21 protein-coding genes are annotated in these 21,349 nt (G+C 74.3%); 5 read left to right on the top strand and 16 right to left on the bottom strand.

From position 1 onward, the window contains the following. Window positions 1-3: 3 nt before the first annotated feature. The 7 genes from ACI782_RS16740 to ACI782_RS16710 form a co-directional block, all read right to left on the bottom strand. Entirely contained in the window at window positions 4-927 is a 924-nt protein-coding gene (locus ACI782_RS16740) for an SDR family oxidoreductase (protein WP_456911202.1), read from the bottom strand. A gap of 104 nt (window positions 928-1,031) precedes the next feature. Further along, window positions 1,032-1,886, bottom strand: a complete 855-nt coding sequence (locus ACI782_RS16735; RefSeq protein ID WP_456911201.1) for a class I SAM-dependent methyltransferase — start codon at window positions 1,884-1,886, stop codon at window positions 1,032-1,034. A 120-nt stretch (window positions 1,887-2,006) separates the two neighbouring features. Continuing rightward, on the bottom strand, window positions 2,007-3,632 hold the full coding sequence (locus ACI782_RS16730) for a LuxR C-terminal-related transcriptional regulator (RefSeq protein WP_456911200.1): 1,626 nt from the start codon (window positions 3,630-3,632) through the stop codon (window positions 2,007-2,009). 138 nt (window positions 3,633-3,770) lie between these two features. Further along, window positions 3,771-4,634 carry an SDR family NAD(P)-dependent oxidoreductase gene (locus tag ACI782_RS16725; protein WP_456911199.1) on the bottom strand — a complete coding sequence of 288 codons (864 nt, stop codon included), beginning with the start codon at window positions 4,632-4,634 and terminating at the stop codon, window positions 3,771-3,773. Beyond that, complete coding sequence (locus tag ACI782_RS16720) at window positions 4,631-5,467, bottom strand: SDR family NAD(P)-dependent oxidoreductase (protein WP_456911198.1); 837 nt, start codon at window positions 5,465-5,467, stop codon at window positions 4,631-4,633. The genes ACI782_RS16725 and ACI782_RS16720 overlap by 4 nt, the downstream gene beginning before the upstream one ends. Further along, on the bottom strand, window positions 5,464-6,570 hold the full coding sequence (locus ACI782_RS16715) for a hypothetical protein (protein WP_456911197.1): 1,107 nt from the start codon (window positions 6,568-6,570) through the stop codon (window positions 5,464-5,466). The genes ACI782_RS16720 and ACI782_RS16715 overlap by 4 nt, the downstream gene beginning before the upstream one ends. Beyond that, window positions 6,567-7,130 carry a UGSC family (seleno)protein gene (locus ACI782_RS16710; RefSeq protein ID WP_456911196.1) on the bottom strand — a complete coding sequence of 188 codons (564 nt, stop codon included), beginning with the start codon at window positions 7,128-7,130 and terminating at the stop codon, window positions 6,567-6,569. Before ACI782_RS16710 ends, ACI782_RS16715 begins: the two co-directional genes overlap by 4 nt. A gap of 360 nt (window positions 7,131-7,490) precedes the next feature. On the opposite strand from ACI782_RS16710, the gene ACI782_RS16705 reads away from it, so the two are divergent. Beyond that, the gene (locus ACI782_RS16705; protein WP_456911195.1) at window positions 7,491-8,363 is read left to right on the top strand and encodes an IclR family transcriptional regulator; all 873 of its coding nucleotides are present in this window, start codon (window positions 7,491-7,493) and stop codon (window positions 8,361-8,363) included. Window positions 8,364-8,475: 112 nt separating this feature from the next. Here the strand turns inward: ACI782_RS16705 and ACI782_RS16700 are convergent, their stop codons facing one another. The 3 genes from ACI782_RS16700 to ACI782_RS16690 are packed head-to-tail and all read right to left on the bottom strand — an operon-like array spanning window position 8,476 to window position 12,219. Then, on the bottom strand, window positions 8,476-9,600 hold the full coding sequence (locus ACI782_RS16700) for an NDMA-dependent alcohol dehydrogenase (RefSeq protein WP_456911194.1): 1,125 nt from the start codon (window positions 9,598-9,600) through the stop codon (window positions 8,476-8,478). Between the two features lie 10 nt (window positions 9,601-9,610). Beyond that, window positions 9,611-11,089, bottom strand: coding sequence for an aldehyde dehydrogenase family protein (locus tag ACI782_RS16695; RefSeq protein ID WP_456911193.1), 1,479 nt, complete (start codon window positions 11,087-11,089; stop codon window positions 9,611-9,613). A 26-nt stretch (window positions 11,090-11,115) separates the two neighbouring features. Then, entirely contained in the window at window positions 11,116-12,219 is a 1,104-nt protein-coding gene (locus ACI782_RS16690) for an NDMA-dependent alcohol dehydrogenase (protein WP_456911192.1), read from the bottom strand. 459 nt (window positions 12,220-12,678) lie between these two features. Between ACI782_RS16690 and ACI782_RS16685 the strand changes: the two genes are divergently transcribed. The 4 genes from ACI782_RS16685 to ACI782_RS16670 all read left to right on the top strand — a co-directional run bounded on the left by ACI782_RS16685 (window position 12,679) and on the right by ACI782_RS16670 (window position 16,062). After that, window positions 12,679-13,440 carry a CoA transferase subunit A gene (locus tag ACI782_RS16685; protein WP_456911190.1) on the top strand — a complete coding sequence of 254 codons (762 nt, stop codon included), beginning with the start codon at window positions 12,679-12,681 and terminating at the stop codon, window positions 13,438-13,440. Beyond that, window positions 13,440-14,111: a 3-oxoacid CoA-transferase subunit B gene (locus tag ACI782_RS16680; RefSeq protein WP_456911188.1), complete on the top strand. Its 672-nt coding sequence runs from the start codon at window positions 13,440-13,442 to the stop codon at window positions 14,109-14,111. Before ACI782_RS16685 ends, ACI782_RS16680 begins: the two co-directional genes overlap by 1 nt. Window positions 14,112-14,194: 83 nt before the next feature. Continuing rightward, on the top strand, window positions 14,195-15,100 hold the full coding sequence (locus ACI782_RS16675; protein ID WP_456911186.1) for an SDR family oxidoreductase: 906 nt from the start codon (window positions 14,195-14,197) through the stop codon (window positions 15,098-15,100). Between the two features lie 107 nt (window positions 15,101-15,207). Next, on the top strand, window positions 15,208-16,062 hold the full coding sequence (locus ACI782_RS16670; protein WP_456911184.1) for a DUF559 domain-containing protein: 855 nt from the start codon (window positions 15,208-15,210) through the stop codon (window positions 16,060-16,062). Window positions 16,063-16,137: 75 nt separating this feature from the next. On the opposite strand, the gene ACI782_RS16665 is transcribed toward ACI782_RS16670, so the two are convergent. From ACI782_RS16665 to ACI782_RS16640, 6 genes are all read right to left on the bottom strand, one after another. Then, the gene (locus ACI782_RS16665) at window positions 16,138-17,070 is read right to left on the bottom strand and encodes an SDR family NAD(P)-dependent oxidoreductase (RefSeq protein ID WP_456911182.1); all 933 of its coding nucleotides are present in this window, start codon (window positions 17,068-17,070) and stop codon (window positions 16,138-16,140) included. A 154-nt stretch (window positions 17,071-17,224) separates the two neighbouring features. Next, the gene (locus ACI782_RS16660) at window positions 17,225-17,455 is read right to left on the bottom strand and encodes a hypothetical protein (RefSeq protein WP_456911180.1); all 231 of its coding nucleotides are present in this window, start codon (window positions 17,453-17,455) and stop codon (window positions 17,225-17,227) included. Then, window positions 17,452-18,522, bottom strand: a complete 1,071-nt coding sequence (locus ACI782_RS16655) for a hypothetical protein (RefSeq protein ID WP_456911178.1) — start codon at window positions 18,520-18,522, stop codon at window positions 17,452-17,454. The genes ACI782_RS16660 and ACI782_RS16655 overlap by 4 nt, the downstream gene beginning before the upstream one ends. Beyond that, entirely contained in the window at window positions 18,519-19,094 is a 576-nt protein-coding gene (locus ACI782_RS16650; protein ID WP_456911176.1) for a UGSC family (seleno)protein, read from the bottom strand. The genes ACI782_RS16655 and ACI782_RS16650 overlap by 4 nt, the downstream gene beginning before the upstream one ends. Further along, window positions 19,091-20,218, bottom strand: a complete 1,128-nt coding sequence (locus tag ACI782_RS16645) for an ABC transporter ATP-binding protein (protein ID WP_456911174.1) — start codon at window positions 20,216-20,218, stop codon at window positions 19,091-19,093. The genes ACI782_RS16650 and ACI782_RS16645 overlap by 4 nt, the downstream gene beginning before the upstream one ends. Continuing rightward, complete coding sequence (locus ACI782_RS16640; RefSeq protein ID WP_456911172.1) at window positions 20,215-21,201, bottom strand: ABC transporter ATP-binding protein; 987 nt, start codon at window positions 21,199-21,201, stop codon at window positions 20,215-20,217. Before ACI782_RS16640 ends, ACI782_RS16645 begins: the two co-directional genes overlap by 4 nt. Between the last annotated feature and the right edge of the window lie 148 nt (window positions 21,202-21,349).

The following is a 21,349-nucleotide window of genomic DNA, read 5'->3' as shown; positions in this document are numbered from 1 at the left end:
GTCCTATCTGTAGCCCGCGTCACCGGCGGGGCGGCCGGCGTCCTGCACCTCGGCCACGTAGCGCCACGCGTCGGGCTGCGTGCCGTCGACGTCGGGGAAGCCGTAGACCCGCGCGAGCTCACCGCTGGAGGTCGACCGGCCCGACCAGCGGGCGCGGTCGGCGTCGGCCGCCAGCGCGGCCACCGCGCGGCCGACGAAGACGGGGCTCTCGGAGATGCAGAAGTGCGGCACGTCCCCGGTCGCGTCGCGCCAGTTCGCCTCGGTGACGCCGAAGCCCTCCAGCATCATCTCCGAGCGCAGCCAGCCCGGGGTGAGCGCGACGGCCGTCGCGCCGTGCGGGCGCAGGTCGTGCGCCTGGATGAAGGCCAGCCGAAGCACCGACCACTTGGCCAGGTCGTAGAAGGCGTTCACCCGGAACGTGCGCTCGTTGTAGGCGGCCGTCCCGTCGGTCATCTCCACGACGAGACCACCCGGGCGGCGGATGAGCAGCGGCAGCGCGTGCGCGCTCGTGACCAGGTGGGTCTCCACGCCGAGCCGCAGCAGCCGCAGGCCCCGCTCGAGGTCGTGCTCCCACAGCGCGGCGTCCCACTCGAACAGCGTCTCGCCGCCCCAGACGTCGTTGACCAGGACGTCGAGGCGGCCGGACTCGGCGTCGATGCGGGCCACCAGCGCGGCCACCTGGGCCGGGTCGAGGTGGTCGCAGACGACCGGGATGCCGCGGCCGCCGGCGGCGGTCACCAGGTCGGCGGTCTCCTCGATGGTCTCGGGACGGCCGTACTCCGAGGGCCGGCCGGCGGTGCTGCGGCCGGTGCACCAGACGGTGGCCCCGGCCGCGCCGAGGGCGACCGCGGTGCCACGACCGGCACCGCGGGTGGCGCCGGCGACGAGGGCGACGGTGCCCGAGAGGTCGGGCGGGGTGTAGTCCACGGCCGCACTGTCCACCCGCCCACCGACAGCGGAGTGCCCCGGCGCAGGGATCCTGCGCCGGGGCGCTCCGGTGGCCGGTCAGGAGACCGGCCGCGCCGATCGCCTCACGCCGTCCCGATGCCGATGTGGACCAGGTTCGTGAGGACGGCGCGCCCATCCGTTCCGGCGCGCTCGCGCACCACGTCGTCGAGGAGCCGGTGCAGCCGCGCTCGCTCGCTCTCGGAGAGGTGGGCGACGAGCTCCCCGGGGATCGGGTTGCCGTAGAACACCCAGTCCCACATCTCCTGGCCCGAGGCGAACGCCGGTCGCTCCGCCGTCCGCTCGACGCGGACGTCCGCCAGCCCCGCGTCGGTCATCCGCCGGCGCAGCACCTCCGGCCCGGCGGCCTGGAACTCCAGCGGCGGCGGGTCGTCGGGGAGACCGGGGAACCCGGGATCGACCGCCGACAGGGCGCCGGTGAAGACCTGGAGGAACTCGAGCTCCGCGGGCGGGCCGTACGCGACCACCAGCACGCGGCCGCCGGGCCTCGTCACGCGGACCATCTCGCGCAGCGCCCGGGGCTGGTCGGGCACGAGCATGACCCCGAACTGCGACCCCGTGACGTCGAAGCCGTCATCCGGGAGGTCGAGGGCGTGACAGTCCATGACGCGCGCGTCGGCGTTGCGCAGGGCCTCGTCCCGGGCGCGGGCCGCGAAGCGCTCGATCATCGCGGGCGACCAGTCGGTGGCGAGCACCTGCGCTCCGCGCCGTGCCGCGGGCAGCGAGAGACCGCCCGTTCCGGCGGCGACGTCGAGGAACCGCTCCCCCGCCTGGAGCCCGACGAGGCCGAGCGCCTCGTCCGCGAGCTCGACCTCCTGGGGGGCCACGTACCGGTCGTAGCCCTCGGCGATGGCGCTCCAGGCCTCGGGTGGCGCCACGTGCTGGTCCGTCGTGGCCTGTGCGCGCTGCCCTGTGGTCATCACCTGCTCCTCCCGTCGCCTCCGATCCCGCGGCCGACCGTAGGTGGCCGCGCGGCGCTCGCGCTTCGGGAGGACCACCCATTCGCGAGGACGCGACATGGGTGCTTCTGCGTACCGGACCTATCGGGCGAGCCCGTGCCGGTAGGCGTAGGCGGTGGCCCCGGACCGGGACGAGAGCCCCAGCTTCGTGAAGATGTTGCTGACGTGCCGCGCGACGGTCTTCTCGCTGATGGCGAGCTCGGTCGCGATCGCCCGGTTGGTCCTGCCCGCGGCGACGAGCGCGAGCACCTCGCACTCGCGCCGGCTCAGCCCTCCCGGCGGCGAGCCCTCGAGCCGGGCGAGGCGCTCGAGGTCCGGGCGGGCACCGAGCTCCTCGAACGTGCGGCGGGCTGCCGCCAGGCCGAGCTCGGCACCGGCGCGGTCGCCGAGCCCCCGACAGGCGACCGCGATGAGCAGCCGGACACGCGCCGCCTGGTACGGCGCCTCGAGGTCCCGCCAGCAACGATGCGCCCGTCGCAGGGGCGGCAGCGCCGTCCGGGGGTCCCCTACCCGCAGCAGGACGGCACCGGAGGCCTCGGCGGCGAGCGCGTCCAGGTACGCCGCGTCGAGCCGGGTGGCGATCGCGGCGAGTTCCTCGGCCGCCGTCCGTGCGCCGCGGACGTCGCCGGCCTCGAGCAGGACCTCGACGCAGGCGGGCAGCAGCCGGGCCCGGAGAAGCGGGTCCTGAGCCTCGTCGAGCGCGCGACGGATCGAGCGGACCGCGACGTCGACCCGACCCTGCGCCAGGCGGAGCAGGGACATCCCCGGCTCGGGGTCCCGTCCCGCCAGGCCCGCCCGGCGACAGGCCTCCTCGGCCTCCGCCGGCTCACCCCGGAGCCGGTGCACCTCGGCGAGTTGGTACCAGGCCGATCCGAGGGCATCCCACGCCGGTGGACCGGCCAGCACCTCGCACGCCCGGCGGGCGGACTCCAGGGCCTCGGTCCACGCGCCGAGCAACTGGAGGACCTCGCTGCGGTGGACCAGGCAGTGGCCCCGGAACGGCACGACGTCGGGCTGGGACGCGCACCAGCGGGTGAGCGCCTCGGTCCACTCCCTCGAGCGGCGGACGTCGAACGCCGCCTGGCACAGGGCGATCACCTGGCAGTAGGCGATGCCCGCGAGCACCGGCGACACCTCGTCCGCGGTCACCGAGACCATGACCTCGTCCAGCAGCGCCGTGCCCTCGGCGCCCCGGCCCTGCAGGGTCAGCGCGTAGGCCCGGCCGAGCCGCGCGAACGTGGTGGCGTCGGCATCCGCGAACCGCTCCGCGACCGTCCCCGCCTCGACGAAGCGCGGGAGCACGTCCGCATCGCCCTCGAACAGGAGCGGCAACGCGGTGAGCATCGTCAGCCAGGCCTGTTCCACGCACGGGCGGTGGCCGCCCTGCAGGAGCCGTCCGCCGCGGGCGACCCAGCCCATCGCCGGAGCCAGGTCGCCACGGAAGAACAGCCCGAGCGCCTGCGAGAACGCACACCGTGCGGCCCGCTCCGGCCGGCCGCACTGCTGCCACGCGTGGTGGGCGGCGATCCAGGCCCGCTCGCACGCGCTGTCCTCGCCGACCATGTAGGCGGCGACCGCCAGGCGTTCGAGGTCGGCGGCGTCCAGCCGTTCCGCGCGGTGGGCCGCCGACAGGTCCGTGAACGCGTCACGCCACAGGCGACGTCCGAACGAGCCGCGGGCTCGCTCCACCGGGTCGGCGGCGGCCACCGACCCACGGTAGGCCCGGCGGTGGGCCGCGTCATGCCCTCGCGCCGCGCGGGACGGGCCGTGCCGGGCGGGGCTCGGCTGCCCGTGCTCGACCCGAGGGTCGAGCACGGGCAGCCGACGGGCGAGCCGGCGCCGGCGTCAGGAGACGGCGGCCGCCTCGGCCGGCCCCGGGTGGCGCAGCGGGAACGGGCTCATGCCGCCCCCGTCGAGCGGGATCGCCTGCGCGGTGATGTAGCCGGCCTCGGGCGAGGCCAGGAAGGCCACCGCGGCGGCGACGTCCTCGGGCAGCCCGACCCGGCCGACCGGGATGGCCCGGCCGCGCGAGGCGAGAAGGACCGCCTCGTCGACGTCGGGACCCGAGCTGAGGAACGCCCGGCTGGTGCCGACCAGGCCGGGGCACAGCGCGTTGACGGTGATCCCCCAGGGGCCGAGGTCCATCGCCAGCGCCCGGGTCAGGCCGATGACGCCGGCCTTGGACGCCGAGTAGGGCCCGCTGAACGGCGCCGCGGTGAGCCCGGCCATCGAGGAGATGTTGACGATCCGGCCGGAGCGCTGGGCCCGCATGACCGGGACGGCGGCGCGGCTCATCAGCCACGGGCCGCGCAGGTTGACCGCGACGACCCGGTCGAAGACCTCGATCGGGACGTCGGCGACGTCGGCGCGGTCCGGTCCCTGCGGCGCGGCGGCGTTGTTCACCAGCACGTCGAGCCGGCCGAAGCGCTCGACCGCCTCGCCCACCATCCGCTCGGCGTCGGCCTCGACCGCGACGTCGCCCAGGGTGGCGGCCGCCGTCCCGCCGCCGGCGGTGATGTCGGCGACCAGCGCCTCGACGCCGCCCCAGCCGGCGGACCGGTCCTCCTGCTGCCGGTTGGGGACGCCGGTGGCCTGCAGGTCGGTGACGACGACCGCCAGGCCCTGCGCCGCGAGCCGACGGGCGATCGCCTGGCCCATGCCGTCGGGCTTGCCGCAGCCGGTGACCAGCGCGACCCCCTGGACGGTCACTTCACGTCCCCGGCGGGCTTCGGCGGCGTGGGGCTGCTCGGGCCGCCGTCCACCGACAGGATCTGCCCGGAGATCCACCGCGCCCGGTCGCTGGAGAGGAACAGCACGGCCTGGGCGATGTCCCAGGGGCTGCCCTCGGTGCCGAGCCCCGACCAGCCCCGGCGGATGGCCCGCATCTCCGGGGACATGTTGGCCGCGGCGAACGCGCCCCAGATCGCGCCGACCTGCACGCAGTTCACCCGGATGCCGCGCTCACCGAGGGTGTTGGCCGCGCCGACGGTCATGTTCTCCAACCCGGCCTTGGCCAGGTTGTAGACCATGCCCGGCCCCCGCGCCCGGACGCCGACCGAGCTGATGTTGACGATCGCCGAGCCGCTGGGCAGCACCTCCACCGCGTGGCGGGTCATCTGCCAGGCGGTGGTGAGGTTGAGGTCCATCAGCTGGGAGAAGCGCTCGGGGGTCACCTCGAAGATGCCCGCGCGGTCGCCCACGGCGACGTTGTTGACCAGGGTGTCGAAGCCGCCGAACTGCGCCACGGTCTCCTCGACCGCGCGCTTGCAGGCGTCGTCGTCGAGCAGGTCGGCCACGACCGCGACCGCCTTGCCGCCGTCGGCCTCGATCGCCTCGACGGTGCGCTGCGCCGCGGCCCGGTCCCGGTCGAGCACGGCGACCCGCGCGCCGTGGGCCGCGAGCACCCGGCTGATCGCGTAGCCGACGCCGGGCTCGTTCTGGCTCTGCTGCCCGCCGCCGGTGACCAGGGCGGTGCGCCCGACCATCCAGGGCTCGCCGGCCTCGCCGAAGGGGTCGGTGAGGGACTCGCTGAACTCCGTCACTGCGCGGCTCCTGCCGAGGTCGAGGGGGTGGTGCGGCCGACGACGGGCACCGAGCTGGCCGACCAGCCGGAGAAGACCCGAACGACCATGGAGATGCCGGCGTTGCGGGCGCCCGCGACGAGGATCGGCAGGACCTCCGGGCCGTCGGCGCCGAACAGCCGGTCGAACGCCTCCGGGTCGGTGCCGCCGTCGGCGTAGCGGACGCCGTTGTCGCCGACGCCGTCCTTGCCGACCCGGGCCAGGTCGGCCTTGCTCCTGCCGCAGCGCTCGACCAGCCACGCACGGACGTCGGCCTTGCTCATCCCGGCCTTCGCCAGCATCTGCGCGTGCTCGGGGCAGAAGACGATCCCGGCCGGGTGGTGGCGGAAGATCGACGCGCCGCTGCGGGAGATCGTGTCGGCGAAGTCGCTGAGCAGTTGCTCGGGGTCGGCGGTGTGCCGGTTGTCGACGTACTCGACGGTGCGGGTCAGCATCCCGGAGACCGCGGAGGTGCCGGCGGGCACGCCGCCCTCGACCGACAGCGGCTCCCAGGGGCTCTCCTCCTCGTTCTCCGCGAGGCACACCTGCCAGCGGCCGGGCAGGCCCTGGGTGGCCTGCTCGAACCCGTGCGGGACGACGCCGAACGCGTTGCGCACGATGAGCCCGATCGCCCGCGCGATCGTCATGTTGGGCCGGAAGCCGGGGCCGAACGCGCCGCCGGCGGTGTTGAAGCCGAGCTCCTGCCGGACCGGGCCGTTGACCACGAGCAGCGGCGAGGGGCCACTGGTGGACTGCCAGCCGCCGCCGGTGGCCGACCGGTCGCGCTGCACCGCCTCCCACGCGGCCAGGACCACCGGGAAGTACTCGGGGCGGCAGCCGGCCATGGCGGCGTTGACGGCGGCCAGCTCCACGGTCACGGTGCGGTCCAGGTGCGGCAGGTTCCCGATCACCTCGTCGGGCTGCCGGTCGACGAGGTCGAGGAACCGGTCGACGAGGGAGCGGGTCGCGGGCACCAGCGGCAGGCCGTCGGACCAGCCCCGGGCGTAGCAGTGCTCGATCGCCGCCTGGGCGGCCTCCGGGTCGGCGTCCGGGACGACGACCGGCGCGTCGGCCTGGATCGTCACGACGCCACCTCCCGGGCGGCCGCCTCGGTCACCGTCGCGACGACCTGGGGCAGCAGCTGACGGGCCCGCTCGCGGACGGCGTCCGCGTCGAGGATCGCCACCGGGTGCGCGGTGGTCAGGTAGGCGTAGTCGGGCGCGCCCTGGACCTCGGCCATCCCGCTCGCGGTGGCGGTGAAGGCGTCGGAGCAGATGACCGCGGCCGGCACGCCGGCCCGCTCCAGCGCGATGCCGTCGGCGACGGCCGAGGCGCTGCAGGAGCCGCAGTCCCCGACCCCGGTGAGGACGACGTCGCACTCGCGGACCAGCTCGGCCAGCGCCTCCTCCGGCAGCGGCAGGGCGAACGCGGTCTTGGTGCGGCGCAGGACGGTCGTCGACGCCCCGTGCTCGCTCTGCAGCAGGGCGGCGAGCTCGTCGAGCAGCAGGGCGGCGTTGTGCTTGGTGTTCTCGAGCAGCCCCAGCCGGACGCCGGTCAGGTCCGGCCGCCGGGGCGCCCGCGCGGTGGCGCCGATGCGGGTCGTCGTCCGGCCGGTCGGGTCGAGGATGTCGGCGAGGGTGGCCATCAGGCGGTGCCTCCCGGGACGTCGGTCGGGGTTCGGTTCACGCTGCCTCGAGTCCTCTCGGCGGATGGGCCGCCGGCGGGGCCCGGGGCCCCTCCGGCGCGGATCACGGTGGGCGGACGGGCGTGCTCGGCGCCGGCGTCCCGCGCTCCGGGGGCACCGGGCAGCCGCCCGTCTCCGCCCGACCATCGTGTGCGGGGCCACACTCGCGCAGCGACGGACCTTCCCCCCGGTGGAAGCCCGGCCCGGCGGCACACCCGTCGGAGGACGTGCTTGACACCGCCGGACGGGCCTGCGCAGAGTGACCCGGCCCACGTTGGGTGCACAGCCCAACTTGATGGCGTGTGAAACGAAAGGGTGTTGATGGGAGCCACGACACTGACCGCAGCAGCCGCCGACAGCCAGCCGGGCCGCCTCCCCGCCGGAGGGGCCGCCACGGCCGCCGGCCGGGTGCTCGCCGTCCTCTCCGCCTTCGGGCCGACCCACCCGTCCCTGACCCTCAGCGAGATCAGCCGCCGGTCGGGGCTGACGCTGACCACCACTCACCGGCTGGTCGGCGAGCTGCGGCAGTGGGGCGGCCTGGAGCGCGGCCCCGACGGCCGCTACGCGATCGGGCTGCGGCTGCTCGAGCTCGGCGCGCTGGCCCCGCACGGGCTGCAGCTGCGCGAGCTGGCCCTCCCCTACCTCGACGACCTGCACCAGGCCACCCGGGCCAACGTGCACCTCGCCGTCCGGGACGGCGCCGACGGCGTCTACGTCGAGGCGCTGCGCGCCCGGGGCGCGGTGCAGGTGCTCAGCCGGCTCGGCGGCCGCTGGCCGCTGCACGCCACCGGCACCGGGCAGGTGCTGCTGGCCTTCGCCGAGCGCGAGGTGCAGGACGAGCTGCTGCAGGCGCCGCTGAAGCGGTTCACCCCGGACACGATCACCAACATCGGCGAGCTGCGCCGGGTGCTGGCCGAGGTGCGCCGCACCGGCGTCGCCATCGCCGACAACCAGCTGACGCCCGACGCCCTCGCCGTCGCCGTCCCGGTGCGCGGCCGGCGTGACGAGGTGGTCGCCGCCCTCGGCGTCACCGTGCAGCGTGGAACGGTGCCGAGCCACGCGCTCGTCCCCGCCCTCGCGGCCACCGCGCGCGGCATCTCCCGGGCCCTCGGCTCGCCCTCGGCGACGCCCGAGGCGGGCGGCGCGATCCGCGCGTCCCGCACCGGGGGCGCGATGACACCGCGCCCGCGCTGACACCACCGGCAGAGGCCGCCGGCACCCTGCGGTGCCGGCGGCCTCGGTGTCCGGTCCCCTTGCCGGGTCCCGCCGCGAGCCTGCGAGTGGCGGGGGGCAAGGGGGTCCTTCATCAGCCCTCGTGCAGGATGACCCCGCGGATGTTCTTGCCGTCGGCGAGGTCCTGGTAGGCCTCGTTGACCTCGTCCAGCTCGTACGTGCGGGTCACCAGTTCGTCGAGCTTGAGCTGACCGTCCTGGTACAGGCGCAGCAGCCGCGGAACGTCGTACAGCGGGTTGCAGTCGCCGAACAGCGCACCGCGGACCTGCCGCTGGTAGCCGATGAGGGCGCCGGCGTGGAAGTGTGCGGCCCTCTCGGTCAGCTTGCCGACGCCGGTGATGGTGACCTTGCCGCCCTTGCCGGTCATCTGGATGGCCGCGTTGACCATCTCCTCGGTGACCACGCCGGGGGTGAGGATCGCGTGGTCGGCGAGCTGGCCCCAGGTGGTCTCGACGACGAACTCGTGCGCCTCCTTCGCCGAGGCGAAGGCGTGCGTCGCGCCGAAGACCGAGGTGGCCATGTCGCGCTTGAACTCCACCGGGTCGACGACGACGACGTTCTTCGCGCCGGCGTAGCGGGCGCCCTGGACGGCGTTGCTGCCGACCCCGCCCGAGCCGAAGACGACGACGGTGTCACCGGCGCGGACGCCGGCCGCGTTCACGGCCGAGCCCCAGCCGGTGGGGACGCCGCACCCGACGAGGCAGGCGACCTCCCACGGGATGCCGTCGGCCAGCGGGATGGCCGCCCACTCCGAGATCACCGCGTACTGCGAGAACGAGCCGACGGTGCAGAAGCCGCCGAGGTCCTCGTCGCCGAGGTGGAACCGGAAGGTGCCGTCGAGGAACATGCCCGTCCCGGCGTTGAGCCCCTTGACGCACATGTTCTGGTGCCCGGTGGAGCAGGGCCGGCAGGCGCCGCAGGCCGGGATGTAGGAACAGACGATCCGGTCACCGGGCTTGACCCGGGTGACGTTCGGGCCGACCGACTCGACGATGCCGGCCCCTTCGTGGCCGCCCACCACGGGCATGCGCACCGGCGCGTCGCCCTGGGTGATGTGGTCGTCGGAGTGGCACAGGCCCGAGGCGGCGAACTTGACCCGGACCTCGTGCTCCTTGGGGTCGTCGAGCTGGAGGTCGACCAGCTCCCACCCCTTGTGCGCCTCGCGGGCGATGGCCGCGCGCGTCGTGATGCTGCTCATGCGATCCCTCTCAGTTCCCGGTGCCACGGAGGGACACGGTCTTGACCTGGGTGTAGTCGAGGACCGCGTCGGCGCCCATCGAGCGGCCGAAGCCGCTGCGCTTGTAGCCGCCGAACGGCCCCCCGATGACCCCGGCGCCCAGCGCGGCGTTGACCGCCACCTGGCCTGCCTGCAGGCCCCGGGCGAACTTGACGGCCTTGCCGACGTCGCGGGTCCACACCGAGGCGACCAGCCCGTAGTCGGTGCCGTTGGCCACCGCGAGCGCCTGCTCGTCGTCGTCCACCGGGGTGACCCCGAGGACCGGGCCGAAGATCTCCTCCTGGTGGATCCGCATCGCCGGGTCGACGTTGTCGAACAGGGTCGGCTCGACGAAGTAGCCGCGCTCGAACTGCTCCCCGGACGGGCGCCCGCCGCCCAGGACGAGGTCGGCGCCCTCCTCCCGGCCCAGCTGCACGTACTTGAGCACCCGCTCGTGCTGCTTGGCGTTGATGAGCGGGCCCATGGTGACCTGCTCGTACCAGGGGCCGACCTCGACCTGCGACATGTGCTCGGCCAGGCGCTGCACGACCTCGGCGTGGATCGAGCGCGCGACCACGACCCGCGAGCCGGCGGCGCAGATCTGGCCGGTGTTGAGCGTGATGCCCCGGGCGATCGCCGGGACGGCGGCGTCGAGGTCGGCGTCGGCCAGGATGACCTGCGGCGACTTGCCGCCCAGCTCCAGGTGCAGCGGGGTGAGGTTCTTCGCGCAGGCGGCCATGATCAGCTCACCGGTCTGCGGGGAGCCGGTGAAGGAGATCCGGCGGATGCGCGGGTGCGCCGGGATGGCGGCACCCGCCTCGTGCCCGTAGCCGGTGACGACGTTGACCACGCCGGGCGGGATGCCGGCCTCGAGCGCCAGCCTGGCCAGCGCCAGGGCGGTCAGCGGCGCGTCCTCGGCCGGCTTGATCACGATGGTGTTGCCCGCGGCGATCGCCGGGCCGACGTCGGTGACGAACATCGGGCCGGGGGCGTTCCACGGGATGACCGCGCCGACGACGCCGTAGGGCTCGCGGAGGGTCAGCCCGAGGGCGTCGGGGGTGTAGGTCGGCAGGGACAGGCCCTGCACCTTGTCCGCCTGTCCCGCGGTGAACCGCAGCTGGCCGGACATCGGCGGCGGCCCCCAGTGCGGGCGGCCGACCTCCTGGGACTCCAGCGAGTCCAGCTCGGCGACGTTCTCGTCGATGAGCGCGGCCCAGCGGAACAGCAGCGCCGCGCGGGCGGTGGCGTTGGTGTCGCGCCACGCCGGGAAGGCGGCCTCGGCGGCCGAGACCGCGGCGTCGACGTCCGCGGTGGTGCCCCGGGGCACCCGGGCGATGACCTCGGCGGTCGCCGGGTTGATGACGTCGATCGTCTCGCCGCTCGCGGCCGGGACCCAGTCCCCGCCGATGAGCTGGGCGTTGTCGATGATCAGGGAGTTCCCGGTCGTCGGACCGGGAGGGGCGATCGTCATGTCTGCTTCCTCTGTCTTCCGGTGACTCAGTGCTCGTGGACGATGACGCCGCGGATGTTCTTGCCGTCGAGCATGTCCTGGTAGCCCTGGTTGACCTCGTCGAGGCGGTAGGTCCTGGTCACCAGCTCGTCGAGCTTGAGCTTCCCGGAGCGGTAGAGGCTGATCAGGCGCGGGACGTCGTGCAGCGGGTTGCAGCCGCCGAAGATGCCGCCCTGCACGCGCCGCTGGTAGCCGATGAACACGCCCGGGTGCTCGTTGACCCAGCCGTTGCCGACGGCGGTGATGGTGACCTGCCCGCTCTTGCCGACCACCTGCAGGGCGTCGGCGATGACCTCGTCGTGCAGGCTGCCGACGGTGATGATGGCGTGGTCGGCCAGCTCACCCCAGGTCGACTCGACGACGAACTCGTGCGCCTCCTTGGCCGAGGCGAAGGTGTGGGTGGCGCCGAAGACGGTCGCCATCTCCCGCTTGAACTCGACCGGGTCGACGACGACGACGCGCTCCGCGCCGGCCAGCGCCGCGCCCTGGACCGCGTTGCTGCCCACGCCCCCGGCGCCGTAGACGACCACGGTGTCGCCGGCCGTGACGCCCGCGAGGTGGACCGCGCTGCCCCAGCCGGTGGGCACGCCGCAGCCGACGAGGGCCGCGATCTCGAACGGGATGTCGTCGGGGATCGGGATGACCGAGTACTCGCTCACCACGGCGTGCTGGGAGAACGTGCCCAGGACGCACAGACCGCCGAAGTCCTCCCCGTTCTGGTGGAAGCGGAAGGTGCCGTCGGGGAACTCGCCGGTGGAGGCGTTCTTGCCCTCGTCGCAGAGGTTCTGCCGGCCGGTGGAGCAGTAGCGGCACTTGCCGCAGGCGGGGATGAAGGAGCAGACGACGTGGTCGCCGACCTTCACCCGGGTGACGCCCTCACCCACGGCGTCGACGATGCCGGCGCCCTCGTGCCCGCCGACCACGGGGAAGCGCATCTGCGCGTCGCCCTTCTGGATGTGGTCGTCGGAGTGGCACATCCCGGCCGCCATGAACTTGATGCGGACCTCGTTGGCCTTCGGCTCGTCGAGCTCGAGCTCGGTGATCTCCCACGGCCGACCAGGCTCGCGGCAGACCGCGGCGCGCGTGGTCATGCTCATATGGGCTCCTTCCCAGTACTGGACGTCGGCCGCAGCGGGGTGCTCGGCGGAGGCGGTGGGCCGTCGGGGCGCGGGCCCTCGGGGATCGACCGTCTCCGGCTGCTGAGCGCTCTCCCGGCCGGGGTCCAATCTGCGGCGGCCGGGGTGGCGGGGACCACAGGTCTTCCCCATCACGGAAGACCGCGCCTCGATCGCGGGCGGTGCGGCACCCGGTCGGCCCTGTGCGCCCCGTCTCCTTTCCGGGACGTGGAAGTGCTCCTACTCCCCCGCCGGTGCGGCTGCTGCACTTCTGTTGCGCCCGACCGACGGCCGTGTCCACCGCGGTCCCGGCCACCTGCGTCCGGCCGGTCGCCCCCCAGCACCGCGCCGCCCGGCGCCTGGCCCGGGACTCCCCGCCGGCCCGTGCGCGAGCCCACCCCCCGTGGAAGGACCCATCCCCGTGAAGGACCGCCAGTGATCGACAAGTTCCGCGAGGACATCCTGTCCGTCGTCGACGCCGTCCCGTCGGGCGCCTCGATCGCCGTCGGCGGTTTCGGCAGCTCCGGCCGGCCCGACGGGCTGCTCGACGCCCTGTGCGAGCTGGACAAGCGCGACCTGCACGTCTTCGTCAACAACGTCGGCCACGACTTCACCGGCGTCGGGCGGCTGCTGCACGAGGGGCGGCTGCGCCGGGTGACGGCGTCCTTCCCGATCCTGCAGGAGTTCTACGACGAGTACTTCGCCGGCAAGGTGGAGCTCGAGCTGATCCCGCAGGGCACCCTCGCCGAGCGGCTGCGCGCCGGCGGCTCGGGCATCCCCGCCTTCTTCACGCCGTCCGGCGCGGGCACGATGCTCTCCGACGGCTCCTTCACGCTGCGCTACTCCCCCGACGGCGGCGTCGCCGAGCACGTGCCGGCCAAGGAGACCCGCCTGATCAACGGCCGCGAGTACGTCCTCGAGGAGGGCATCGTCGCCGACTTCGGCTTCGTCAAGGCGCACAAGGGCGACCGCAAGGGCAACCTGCGGTTCCGCCTCTCCGCCCGCAACTTCAACCCCATGGCGGGTATGTCCGGGAAGACCACGTTCGCCGAGGTGGAGCACCTGGTGGAGGTCGACGAGCTGCACCCCGACGACGTCCACCTGCCCGGGGTGTTCGTGGACGACGTCGTGCTGTCCACCAGCAAGGCCCCCGCCATCGACGAACCCGCCGCCGCGACCCCGAGGAAGGCATCCTGATGACCGGCACCGTCCCCGCCCCGGCCCCCGTCGTGGGACGCACCCGCGAGGGCATCGCCCAGCGCCTGGCCGAGGACCTGCAGGACGGCTACGTCGTCAACCTCGGCGTCGGCATCCCGCTGCTGGTCCCCGGCTTCCTGCCGGCCGACAAGGAGGTCGTGCTGCACGCGGAGAACGGCGTCCTGGGCATCGGCGCCCAGGCGGCGCCCGGCGAGGAGGACCCCGACCTCACCGACGCCGGCAAGCAGCCGATCACCCTGATCAGTGGCGCGGCCATCACCGACTCGGCGCTGTCGTTCGCGATCATCCGCGGCGGGCACCTCGACGCCACGATCCTCGGTGCGCTGCAGGTGTCGGCCTCCGGCGACCTGGCCAACTGGTACGTGCCGGGCAAGAACCCCGCGGTCGGGGGCGCGATGGACCTCGTCGCCGGCACGCCGCAGGTGTGGGTCGCGATGGAGCACGTGGACCGCAAGGGCCGGCCGAAGATCGTGCCCGAGTGCACCTTCCCGCTGACCGGCAAGCAGTGCGTGACGCGGATCTACACCGACCTGGCCGTCTTCCACGTCGTGGACGGGGCGCTGCGGCTGGTCGAGTGCGCCCCCGGCGTCACCCCGGAGGACGTCCGCGCGCACACCAGCGCCCCCTACACCGAGCACCTGGCCGGCTGACCGGTCCGGTCCCCCCAGGCTCCCGGGCCCGTGCCGCCGTCCGTGCGGTGCGGGCCCGGACCGTGTCGAGACGAGGAGAGAAGATGCGAGACGTCGAGGGCAAGGTCGCCTTCATCACCGGCGGGTCCAGCGGGATCGGCCGTGGCATCGGGCTGGCCTTCGCCCGCGCCGGTATGACGGTGGTCATCAGCGGCCGCCGCCAGGAGCACGTCGACGAGACGCTCAAGGAGTTCGCCGACGCGGGGCTCTCCGCCGACGCCGTCCTCCTCGACGTCACCGACCGGGACGCCGTGGAGCGGGCCGCCGAGGAGACCGTGCGCCGCCACGGCCGGGTCGACGTGCTGGTCAACAACGCCGGGATCGGCCTCACCGGCCCGGTCATGGCGGCCACGCCGGCGGACTGGGACTGGCTGATCGACGTCAACATCAAGGGCGTCGGCCACGGCATCCAGGCGTTCGTGCCGCACATGCGGGCGCACGGGCAGGGCGGGCACGTCGTCAACACCGCCTCGATGGCCGCGCTCATGCCGATCGTCGCCGGCCTGTACTCGATGACCAAGGCCGCGGTCGTGGCGCTGTCGGAGGCGCTGGCCATCGAGCTGGCCCCCGAGGGCATCGGCGTCTCGGCGTACTGCCCCGGCCCGGTGCACAGCAACATCGCCGGCGCCGTGGCCAACCGGCCCGAGCAGTACGGCGAGAGCGGCTACACCCCGCCGCCGGCGGAGTTCCTCGAGCGGGCCAAGACCCAGCCGTACATGAGCTACGTCGAGGCCGGCGAGCGGGTGCTGGACGGCGTCCGCCGGGGCGACCTGTTCATCCTCACCCACCCGGAGTTCAGGGCCGGCGTGCAGGACCGCTTCGACACCACGCTCGCGGCGTTCCCGGACGAGCCGATCAACGAGGAGCGGGCCGCGGCGATCCCGTTCCTGACCGCGTCCCCGGTCTACTCGCCGGAGCGCCGGCTGCCCTCGCCGCGCTTCTCGCGCTGACCCCACCCCGGAGGGGCCTTTGTGGCCACTTTGGCCCCTCCGGGCCCGGCCCTCGGGCTTGTGGACGACGCCGGCGAGCCCCGGTCGTGATCGGTCACGCTGCCCCGGTGTCCCGCTCGAACCTCACCGGCGCCTTCATCGGCAGCCACGCGATCGCCGACGGCCTGCTCACCCGCCGGCAACTCCGCGCACGGAGCTACCGCCGTCTCGTCCAGGGCGTCTACGCCGACCCGGCGCTGGAGTTCGACCACCGGCTGCGATGTCAGGGCGTCGCCCTCCTCCTGCCACCGGGCACCGCGATCGGTGGCCACTCCGCGGCCGCGTGGCACGGCGCGCCCTTCGCCGGCCCGCACGACCCGGTCACGGTGCTGCGGCGCGGCGACGTCCTGTGGAAGGGCCCGCGCGGAGTCCGGGTGCACCGGACCGATCTCCGCACTGCCGACGTCGAGTACCACGACGGCATCCCCGTGACCTCGGCCCGTCGGACCGCGTGGGACCTCGCCACCCTGGAGTCCCTCGGTACCGCCGTGGCCGCGCTCGACGCCATGGTGCGGGCCGGCGCCCTGACGCCGTCGGCACTGGGCGCGCTGGTGACGTCGACCGGCCGATGGGGAGCGTCCCGCGTCCGCACAGCCGTCCCGCTCGTGGACCCGCGCGCCGAGTCGGCTCCGGAGTCGCGGGTGCGGGTGGTACTCGTGCTCGCCGGCTTCACGCCGATCCCCCAGTACGAGGTCACCACGGCCGGTGAGTTCGTCGCGCGGGTGGACCTGGCGTTCCCCGAGGCCCGCCTCGCGATCGAGTACGAGGGCGCCCACCACTTCGCGGAGGCGCAGATCGTCCGGGACGACGCCCGCATCCGGCGGCTGGAGGCGGCCGGGTGGCGGGTGATCCGGCTCAGTGCCGTGGACCTCCGGGACCTCGACGGGGTCGTGGAGCGGGTCCGGCAGGCACTGGCCCGGTGACGCAGACGGCCGAAGTGGCCACAAAGGCCCACCATCGGGGGGCTTCGTGGCCACTTCGGCCGGGACACGGTCGGGTCAGGGCAGCGGGGTGTCGTCCAGCGGGACGAGCGGGACCGGGCCGGCCAGCTCCTCGGGGTCGGCAGGGAAGTAGGCGAAGTTCTTCGCCCGCGCCCCGCCGTCGACGACCAGGTCGGTGCCGGTGATCAGGCGCGCGTAGTCCGAGCACAGCCAGGCGACGGCGTGGCCGATGTCGGTCGGCGTCCCGGTGCTGCCCATCGGCACCAGCGGCGGGCGCTCCCCCGACCAGCGGGCCGGGCGGCGCCACGGCTCGTCGCCGGTGATCCCGCCGAGACCGCCGCCCCTGCGGCCGGCGTTCAGCATGTCCACCGGGCGGCCCTGGGCCCGCAGCTCCGCGACCAGCTCGGGGTTGTCGATGGTCGGCGCGGTCGGGGTGTAGCTGTTGACCCGGATGCCGTAGGGCGCGAGGTCCATGGCCGCGGCCCGGACGAAGTTGTTCACGCCGCCCTTGTTGAACGCGTAGGCGATGACGCCGGCCGAGCCGTTCCACCCGTTGGACGACGAGATGCAGACGATCGAGCCGCGGATGCCGCGCTCGGCCATCGCCCGCCCGACGATCTTGGTGTTGAGGAAGTAGCCCAGGCCGGAGACCTTGATCGAGCGCTCGAACGTCGCGGCGTCCTCGTCGAGCACGCCCCTGCCGCCCAGCATGGCGGCGTTGTTGACCAGGATGTCGATCCGGCCCCACTGCTCCAGGACCGCGTCGACGTAGCCCTGCACCGCGGCCTCGTCGGTGACGTCCCCGGGTACGGCCATGGCCTCGCCGCCGTTGCGCTCGATGCGCGCGATCGCGGCCTTGATGACGTCGTCGCTGACGTCGTTGCAGGCGACCTTCGCGCCGTACCGGGACAGCGCGAGGGCGATGCCGCTGCCGATGTTGGGGCCGACGCCGGTGACCAGCGCGACCTTCCCCTCCAGGGAGATCTCCACTCCGTGCTCCGTTCGCGGTCGGGCTGCAGGTGCGCTGCAGCGCGGTTCTCGGGGTGTCTCGGGCACGCCGCGGACCCGTGCAGGAGCGCAGCTCCCCACGGGTCCGCGGGTGCGGTCGCCCGCGCGGGGCCGGAGCCCGCGCGGACGACGGCGGTCAGGCCTTGTCGGCCGGGTAGGTCAGCCGGATGCTCGCCGGCTCCACGCCGAGGACGGGGGCCAGCATCGACTGCATGAGGGGCTTGGGCACGAGGCACTCCTCGCACGCGTCGGGCCCGGCGACGATCTGCACGTCGGCCGAGTCGCCCTGGACGTCGACGTGGAGCCGGTAGTCGTCGGCCTGCAGCGTCTGCTTGAGCTGGTCGAGCTGTGCCTGGTCGATGGTCATGCGGGGACCTCCTGGGATGCGGCCTGCCGGGCGGCGGCCGACCAACGGACGGGAACGGAGCGGCCGGACCACGAGGCCCAGCCGAAGGGACGGAAGACCATGGAGATCGCGGCGTTGGCCGCGCCGGCGACGAGCACGGGGATCTCCGCGGCGGACGGCATCATCGCGAACGCCTCCTCGCCCTCGGCGGGGCCACCGGGCCCGCCGGCCTTGCCGGCCGCGGCCAGCTCGGCGGCGCTCCTCGTCGCGTGCTCGAACAGCCACTGCTGGACGTCGGCCCGGTTGTAGCCGGCGTCGGCGAGCACCTGCGCGTGCTCGGGGCCCAGCACGAGACCGCCGCTGGAGTGGCGGAGTCCCAGGTAGGCGCCGATGCGGGCGAGCGAGTCGGCGAAGTCCTGCAGGACCGCCTCGGCGCTCTCGGTGTGCCGGTTGTCGACGTACTCGCAGCAGCGGATGAGCATCGCCGAGACCGCGTCGACGCCGGGCTCGAGCCCGCCGACGACGCTGAGCGGCTCCCACGGGGAGAGCTCCTCGTTCTCGCCGATGAGCAGCTGCCAGCGGCCGGGCACGCCCTGGGTGGCCTGCTCGAGCTCCTGCGGCTTGATGCCGTAGCCGTTGCGCACGATCAGCCCGATGGCGCGGGCGATCGTGGCGTTGGCGCGGAAGCCGGGGCCGAAGACACCGCCGGCGCAGTTGATGCCCAGCCGCTGCCGCATCGGCCCGTTGGCCACCAGCAGCGGCGCGGGGCCGCTGGTCGACTGCCACGCCCCGCCGTTGGCCGCGGGCTCCCCGTCGAGCGCGTCCCAGGCGGCGAGCACCACCGGGAAGTACTCGGGCTCGCAGCCGGCCATGATCGCGTTGACCGCGGCCTGCCGCACGGTGACCCGGCGGTTCAGGTGCTCCTGTGCCCCGATCACCTCGTCGGGGTCGCGGTCGGTGGTGGCGAGGAATGCCTCGACGTCCTCCGCCGTGGCGGGCACGACCGGCAGGCCGTCGGTCCAGCCCTGCTCGTAGCAGTACCGGATGGCCTCCTTCGCCGTCCGGACGGGGTCCTCCACGGCGGTCACGGAGCCACCGCCACGGCGGGCCGGGTGAGCATGCCGACGATCGCCGGCAGCGCCTGCACGGCGCGCTCGCGGACGCCGTCGCGGGACAGGCTGGCCACCGGGTGGGCGGTGGTGACGTACTCGTAGCCCGGCGTGCCCTGCAGGCCGGCCATGGCGTCGGCGCTCACCCGGAAGGCGTCGCTGCAGATGACCGCGGCCGGGATGCCCGCCGCCTCCAGCTGCAGCCCGTCGGCGACGGCCGAGGCGCTGCAGGACCCGCAGTCCCCCACGCCGACGACCACGACATCGGTCTCGCCGCGGAACTCCTCGAGCACCTCCGGCGGAGCCGGGTGGACGATGCTCGGCTTGGTGCGGGTGAGCACCGTGGTCACGCCGTGCTCCGCCTCCAGCAGCGCCGACACCTCCTCGAGGAAGTCCGCGGCGTTGCGCTTGGTGTTGACCAGCAGGCCCAGCCGCATCCCGTCGAGCCGGGCGGGCCGGCCGGCCAGCGCCGTCCGGTCCTTCGCGTTCCCGGGCGCCCCCACCGTCGGGTCGACGATGCCGGCGAACACGTTCCCTCCCACGGCGGTCACCGGGCCTGCTGACCGGCCGGCGCGGGCGCGGGGGTCGGCTGCGCGGGCACCGGGGCCGGGGCCAGCGTGGCGCCGCCGGTCCGCGGCGGGACCTGCGGCATGGGCAGGTCGAGCGGGAAGTGGCAGGCGACCTGGTGGCCGGGCTGGTGCTCGACCAGCGCCGGCGCGACGTCGGCGCACTCCTGCTGCGCCCGCGGGCAGCGGGTGCGGAAGCGACAGCCGCTGGGCGGGTCGATCGGGGACGGCGGCTCGCCGGGCAGGGCGACCGGCCGGTGCGCGGCCCCGGTGACCGGGTCCACCCGCGGGATGGAGTCCAGCAGGGCCGCGGTGTAGGGGTGCAGCGGCTGCCGGTACATCGCCTCGGACGGGCCGATCTCGGCCAGCTGCCCGAGGTACATGACCGCCACCCGATCGCTGACCTGCTTGACCATCGCCAGGTCGTGGGCGATGAACAGGTAGGACAGGTTCATCTCCCGGCGCAGCTTCTCGAACAGGTTGAGCACCTGCGCCTGGATGAGCACGTCGAGGGAGGAGACCGCCTCGTCGGCGACCACCAGCGCCGGCTCCAGGGCGATCGCGCGGGCGATCGCCACCCGCTGGCACTGGCCGCCCGACAGCTCGAACGGACGGCGCTTGGCGTACTGGGACGGGTCGAGGCCGACCAGGTCCAGCAGCTCCTCCACCCGCCGCTTCCGGGAGTCGGCGTTGCCCCAGCCGTGGCCGACCAGCGGCTCCTCGACCATCTCGGACACCCGCCAGCGCGGGTTCAGCGAGCCGAACGGGTCCTGGTAGACCATCTGCATGTGCCGGCGGGACTCCTTGAGCTCCCGGCGGCCGAGCGTCATGAGGTCCTTGCCCTGGAACTCCACGGAGCCGGACTTCGGCCGCGGCAGCTGGATGACCGAGCGGGCCAGGGTGGACTTCCCGGAGCCGGTCTCGCCCACCACGCCCAGGGTCTCGCCGCGGTAGATGTCGAACGACACGTCCGACACCGCGTGCACGACCCCGCCCTTGACCCCGCCGGCAGCCCGGACGGGGAACTCCTGGACGAGGTTGCGGGCGCGCAGCAGCGGGGCTCCCGCCCCCGCCCGGTCTCCGGCGGTGCGCTCCTCGACCGCGGTCATCGCTGGTCTCCGTTCGGGGTGGCGGTGCCGGCGGCGACCCCGACGGGGTGCCAGCAGGCCCAGAGGTGCTCGGGCTCGTGCTCGGTCAGGGGCGGCGCGTCCAGGCACTTCTCGGTGGCGTTCGAGCAGCGCGGCCGGAAGGGGCACCCCTTGGGCAACGCGGAGAGGTCCGGCGGCTGCCCGGGGGTGACCTCGAACAGCGAGTGCGGCTCGCGGTCGAGGGCGGGGATGGCCCCGAGCAGGGCGTGGGTGTAGGGCATCCGGACGTTGGCGAACAGCGTCGCGGTCGGCGCCTGCTCGACCGCGCGCCCGGCGTACATGACCACGATGTCCTGGGCGTAGCTGGCCGCCAGCCCGAGGTCGTGGCTGATCATGATCACCGCCATGCCGAGCCGCTGCTGCAGGTCCACGAGCAGCTCCATGATCTGCGCCTGCGTGGTGACGTCGAGGGCGGTGGTCGCCTCGTCGGCGATGAGCAGCCGCGGCTCCCCGGCCAGCGCGATCGCGATCATGACGCGCTGGCGCATGCCGCCGGAGAGCTGGTGCGGGTACTCGTGGAACCGCCGCTCGGCGGCCGGCAGCCGCACCAGCTTCAGCAGCTCGACCGCCCGGGCGTGCGCGCCCTTCTTGTCCAGGTCGCTGTGCAGCCGGACCGCCTCGGTGATCTGGGCGCCGATCTTCATCGTCGGGTTCAGCGACCGCGCCGGGTCCTGGAACACCATCGCGATGTCGCCGCCGCGCAGCTCGCGGAACTCCCGCTCGGACAGGCCGAGCAGCTCGCGCCCGTCGAAGCGGACCGACCCGCCGATCTTCGCGGTCGGCGGCAGCAGGCCCATGAGAGCCCGCGAGCTGACGCTCTTGCCCGAACCGGACTCGCCGATGATCGCCAGCATCGAGCCCGGGTGCAGCTCGTAGGACAGCCCGTTGACGGCGTTGACCTTCCGGCCGCCGCGGGTGAACTGGACCCGCAGGCCCTCGACCACCAGCAGCGGCTCCCCCGGCTGGGCCGCGGGGGGGGGGGGGGGGGGGGGGGGGGGGGGGGGGGGGGCCGGGGGGGGGGGGGGGGGGGGGGGGGGGGGGGGGGGGGGGGGGGTGGGGTGGTGGTGGGGAGAGACGCCCCCGCGGATGGGG

Source organism: Geodermatophilus sp. SYSU D00703, from assembly GCF_054050155.1.
This window is presented reverse-complemented; position numbering and strand designations above follow the sequence as displayed.

Bases quoted from the DNA above. Each gene is read 5' to 3' on its own strand.
- ACI782_RS16695 (WP_456911193.1), bottom strand. From the start codon at position 11,089: ATGACGATCGCCCCTCCCGGTCCGACGACCGGGAACTCCCTGATCATC.
- ACI782_RS16735 (WP_456911201.1), bottom strand. From the start codon at position 1,886: ATGACCACAGGGCAGCGCGCACAGGCCACGACGGACCAGCACGTGGCG.
- ACI782_RS16700 (WP_456911194.1), bottom strand. From the start codon at position 9,600: ATGAGCAGCATCACGACGCGCGCGGCCATCGCCCGCGAGGCGCACAAG.
- ACI782_RS16710 (WP_456911196.1), bottom strand. From the start codon at position 7,130: ATGGCCACCCTCGCCGACATCCTCGACCCGACCGGCCGGACGACGACC.
- ACI782_RS16645 (WP_456911174.1), bottom strand. From the start codon at position 20,218: ATGACCGCGGTCGAGGAGCGCACCGCCGGAGACCGGGCGGGGGCGGGA.
- ACI782_RS16705 (WP_456911195.1), top strand. From the start codon at position 7,491: ATGGGAGCCACGACACTGACCGCAGCAGCCGCCGACAGCCAGCCGGGC.
- ACI782_RS16675 (WP_456911186.1), top strand. From the start codon at position 14,195: ATGCGAGACGTCGAGGGCAAGGTCGCCTTCATCACCGGCGGGTCCAGC.
- ACI782_RS16660 (WP_456911180.1), bottom strand. From the start codon at position 17,455: ATGACCATCGACCAGGCACAGCTCGACCAGCTCAAGCAGACGCTGCAG.
- ACI782_RS16680 (WP_456911188.1), top strand. From the start codon at position 13,440: ATGACCGGCACCGTCCCCGCCCCGGCCCCCGTCGTGGGACGCACCCGC.
- ACI782_RS16690 (WP_456911192.1), bottom strand. From the start codon at position 12,219: ATGACCACGCGCGCCGCGGTCTGCCGCGAGCCTGGTCGGCCGTGGGAG.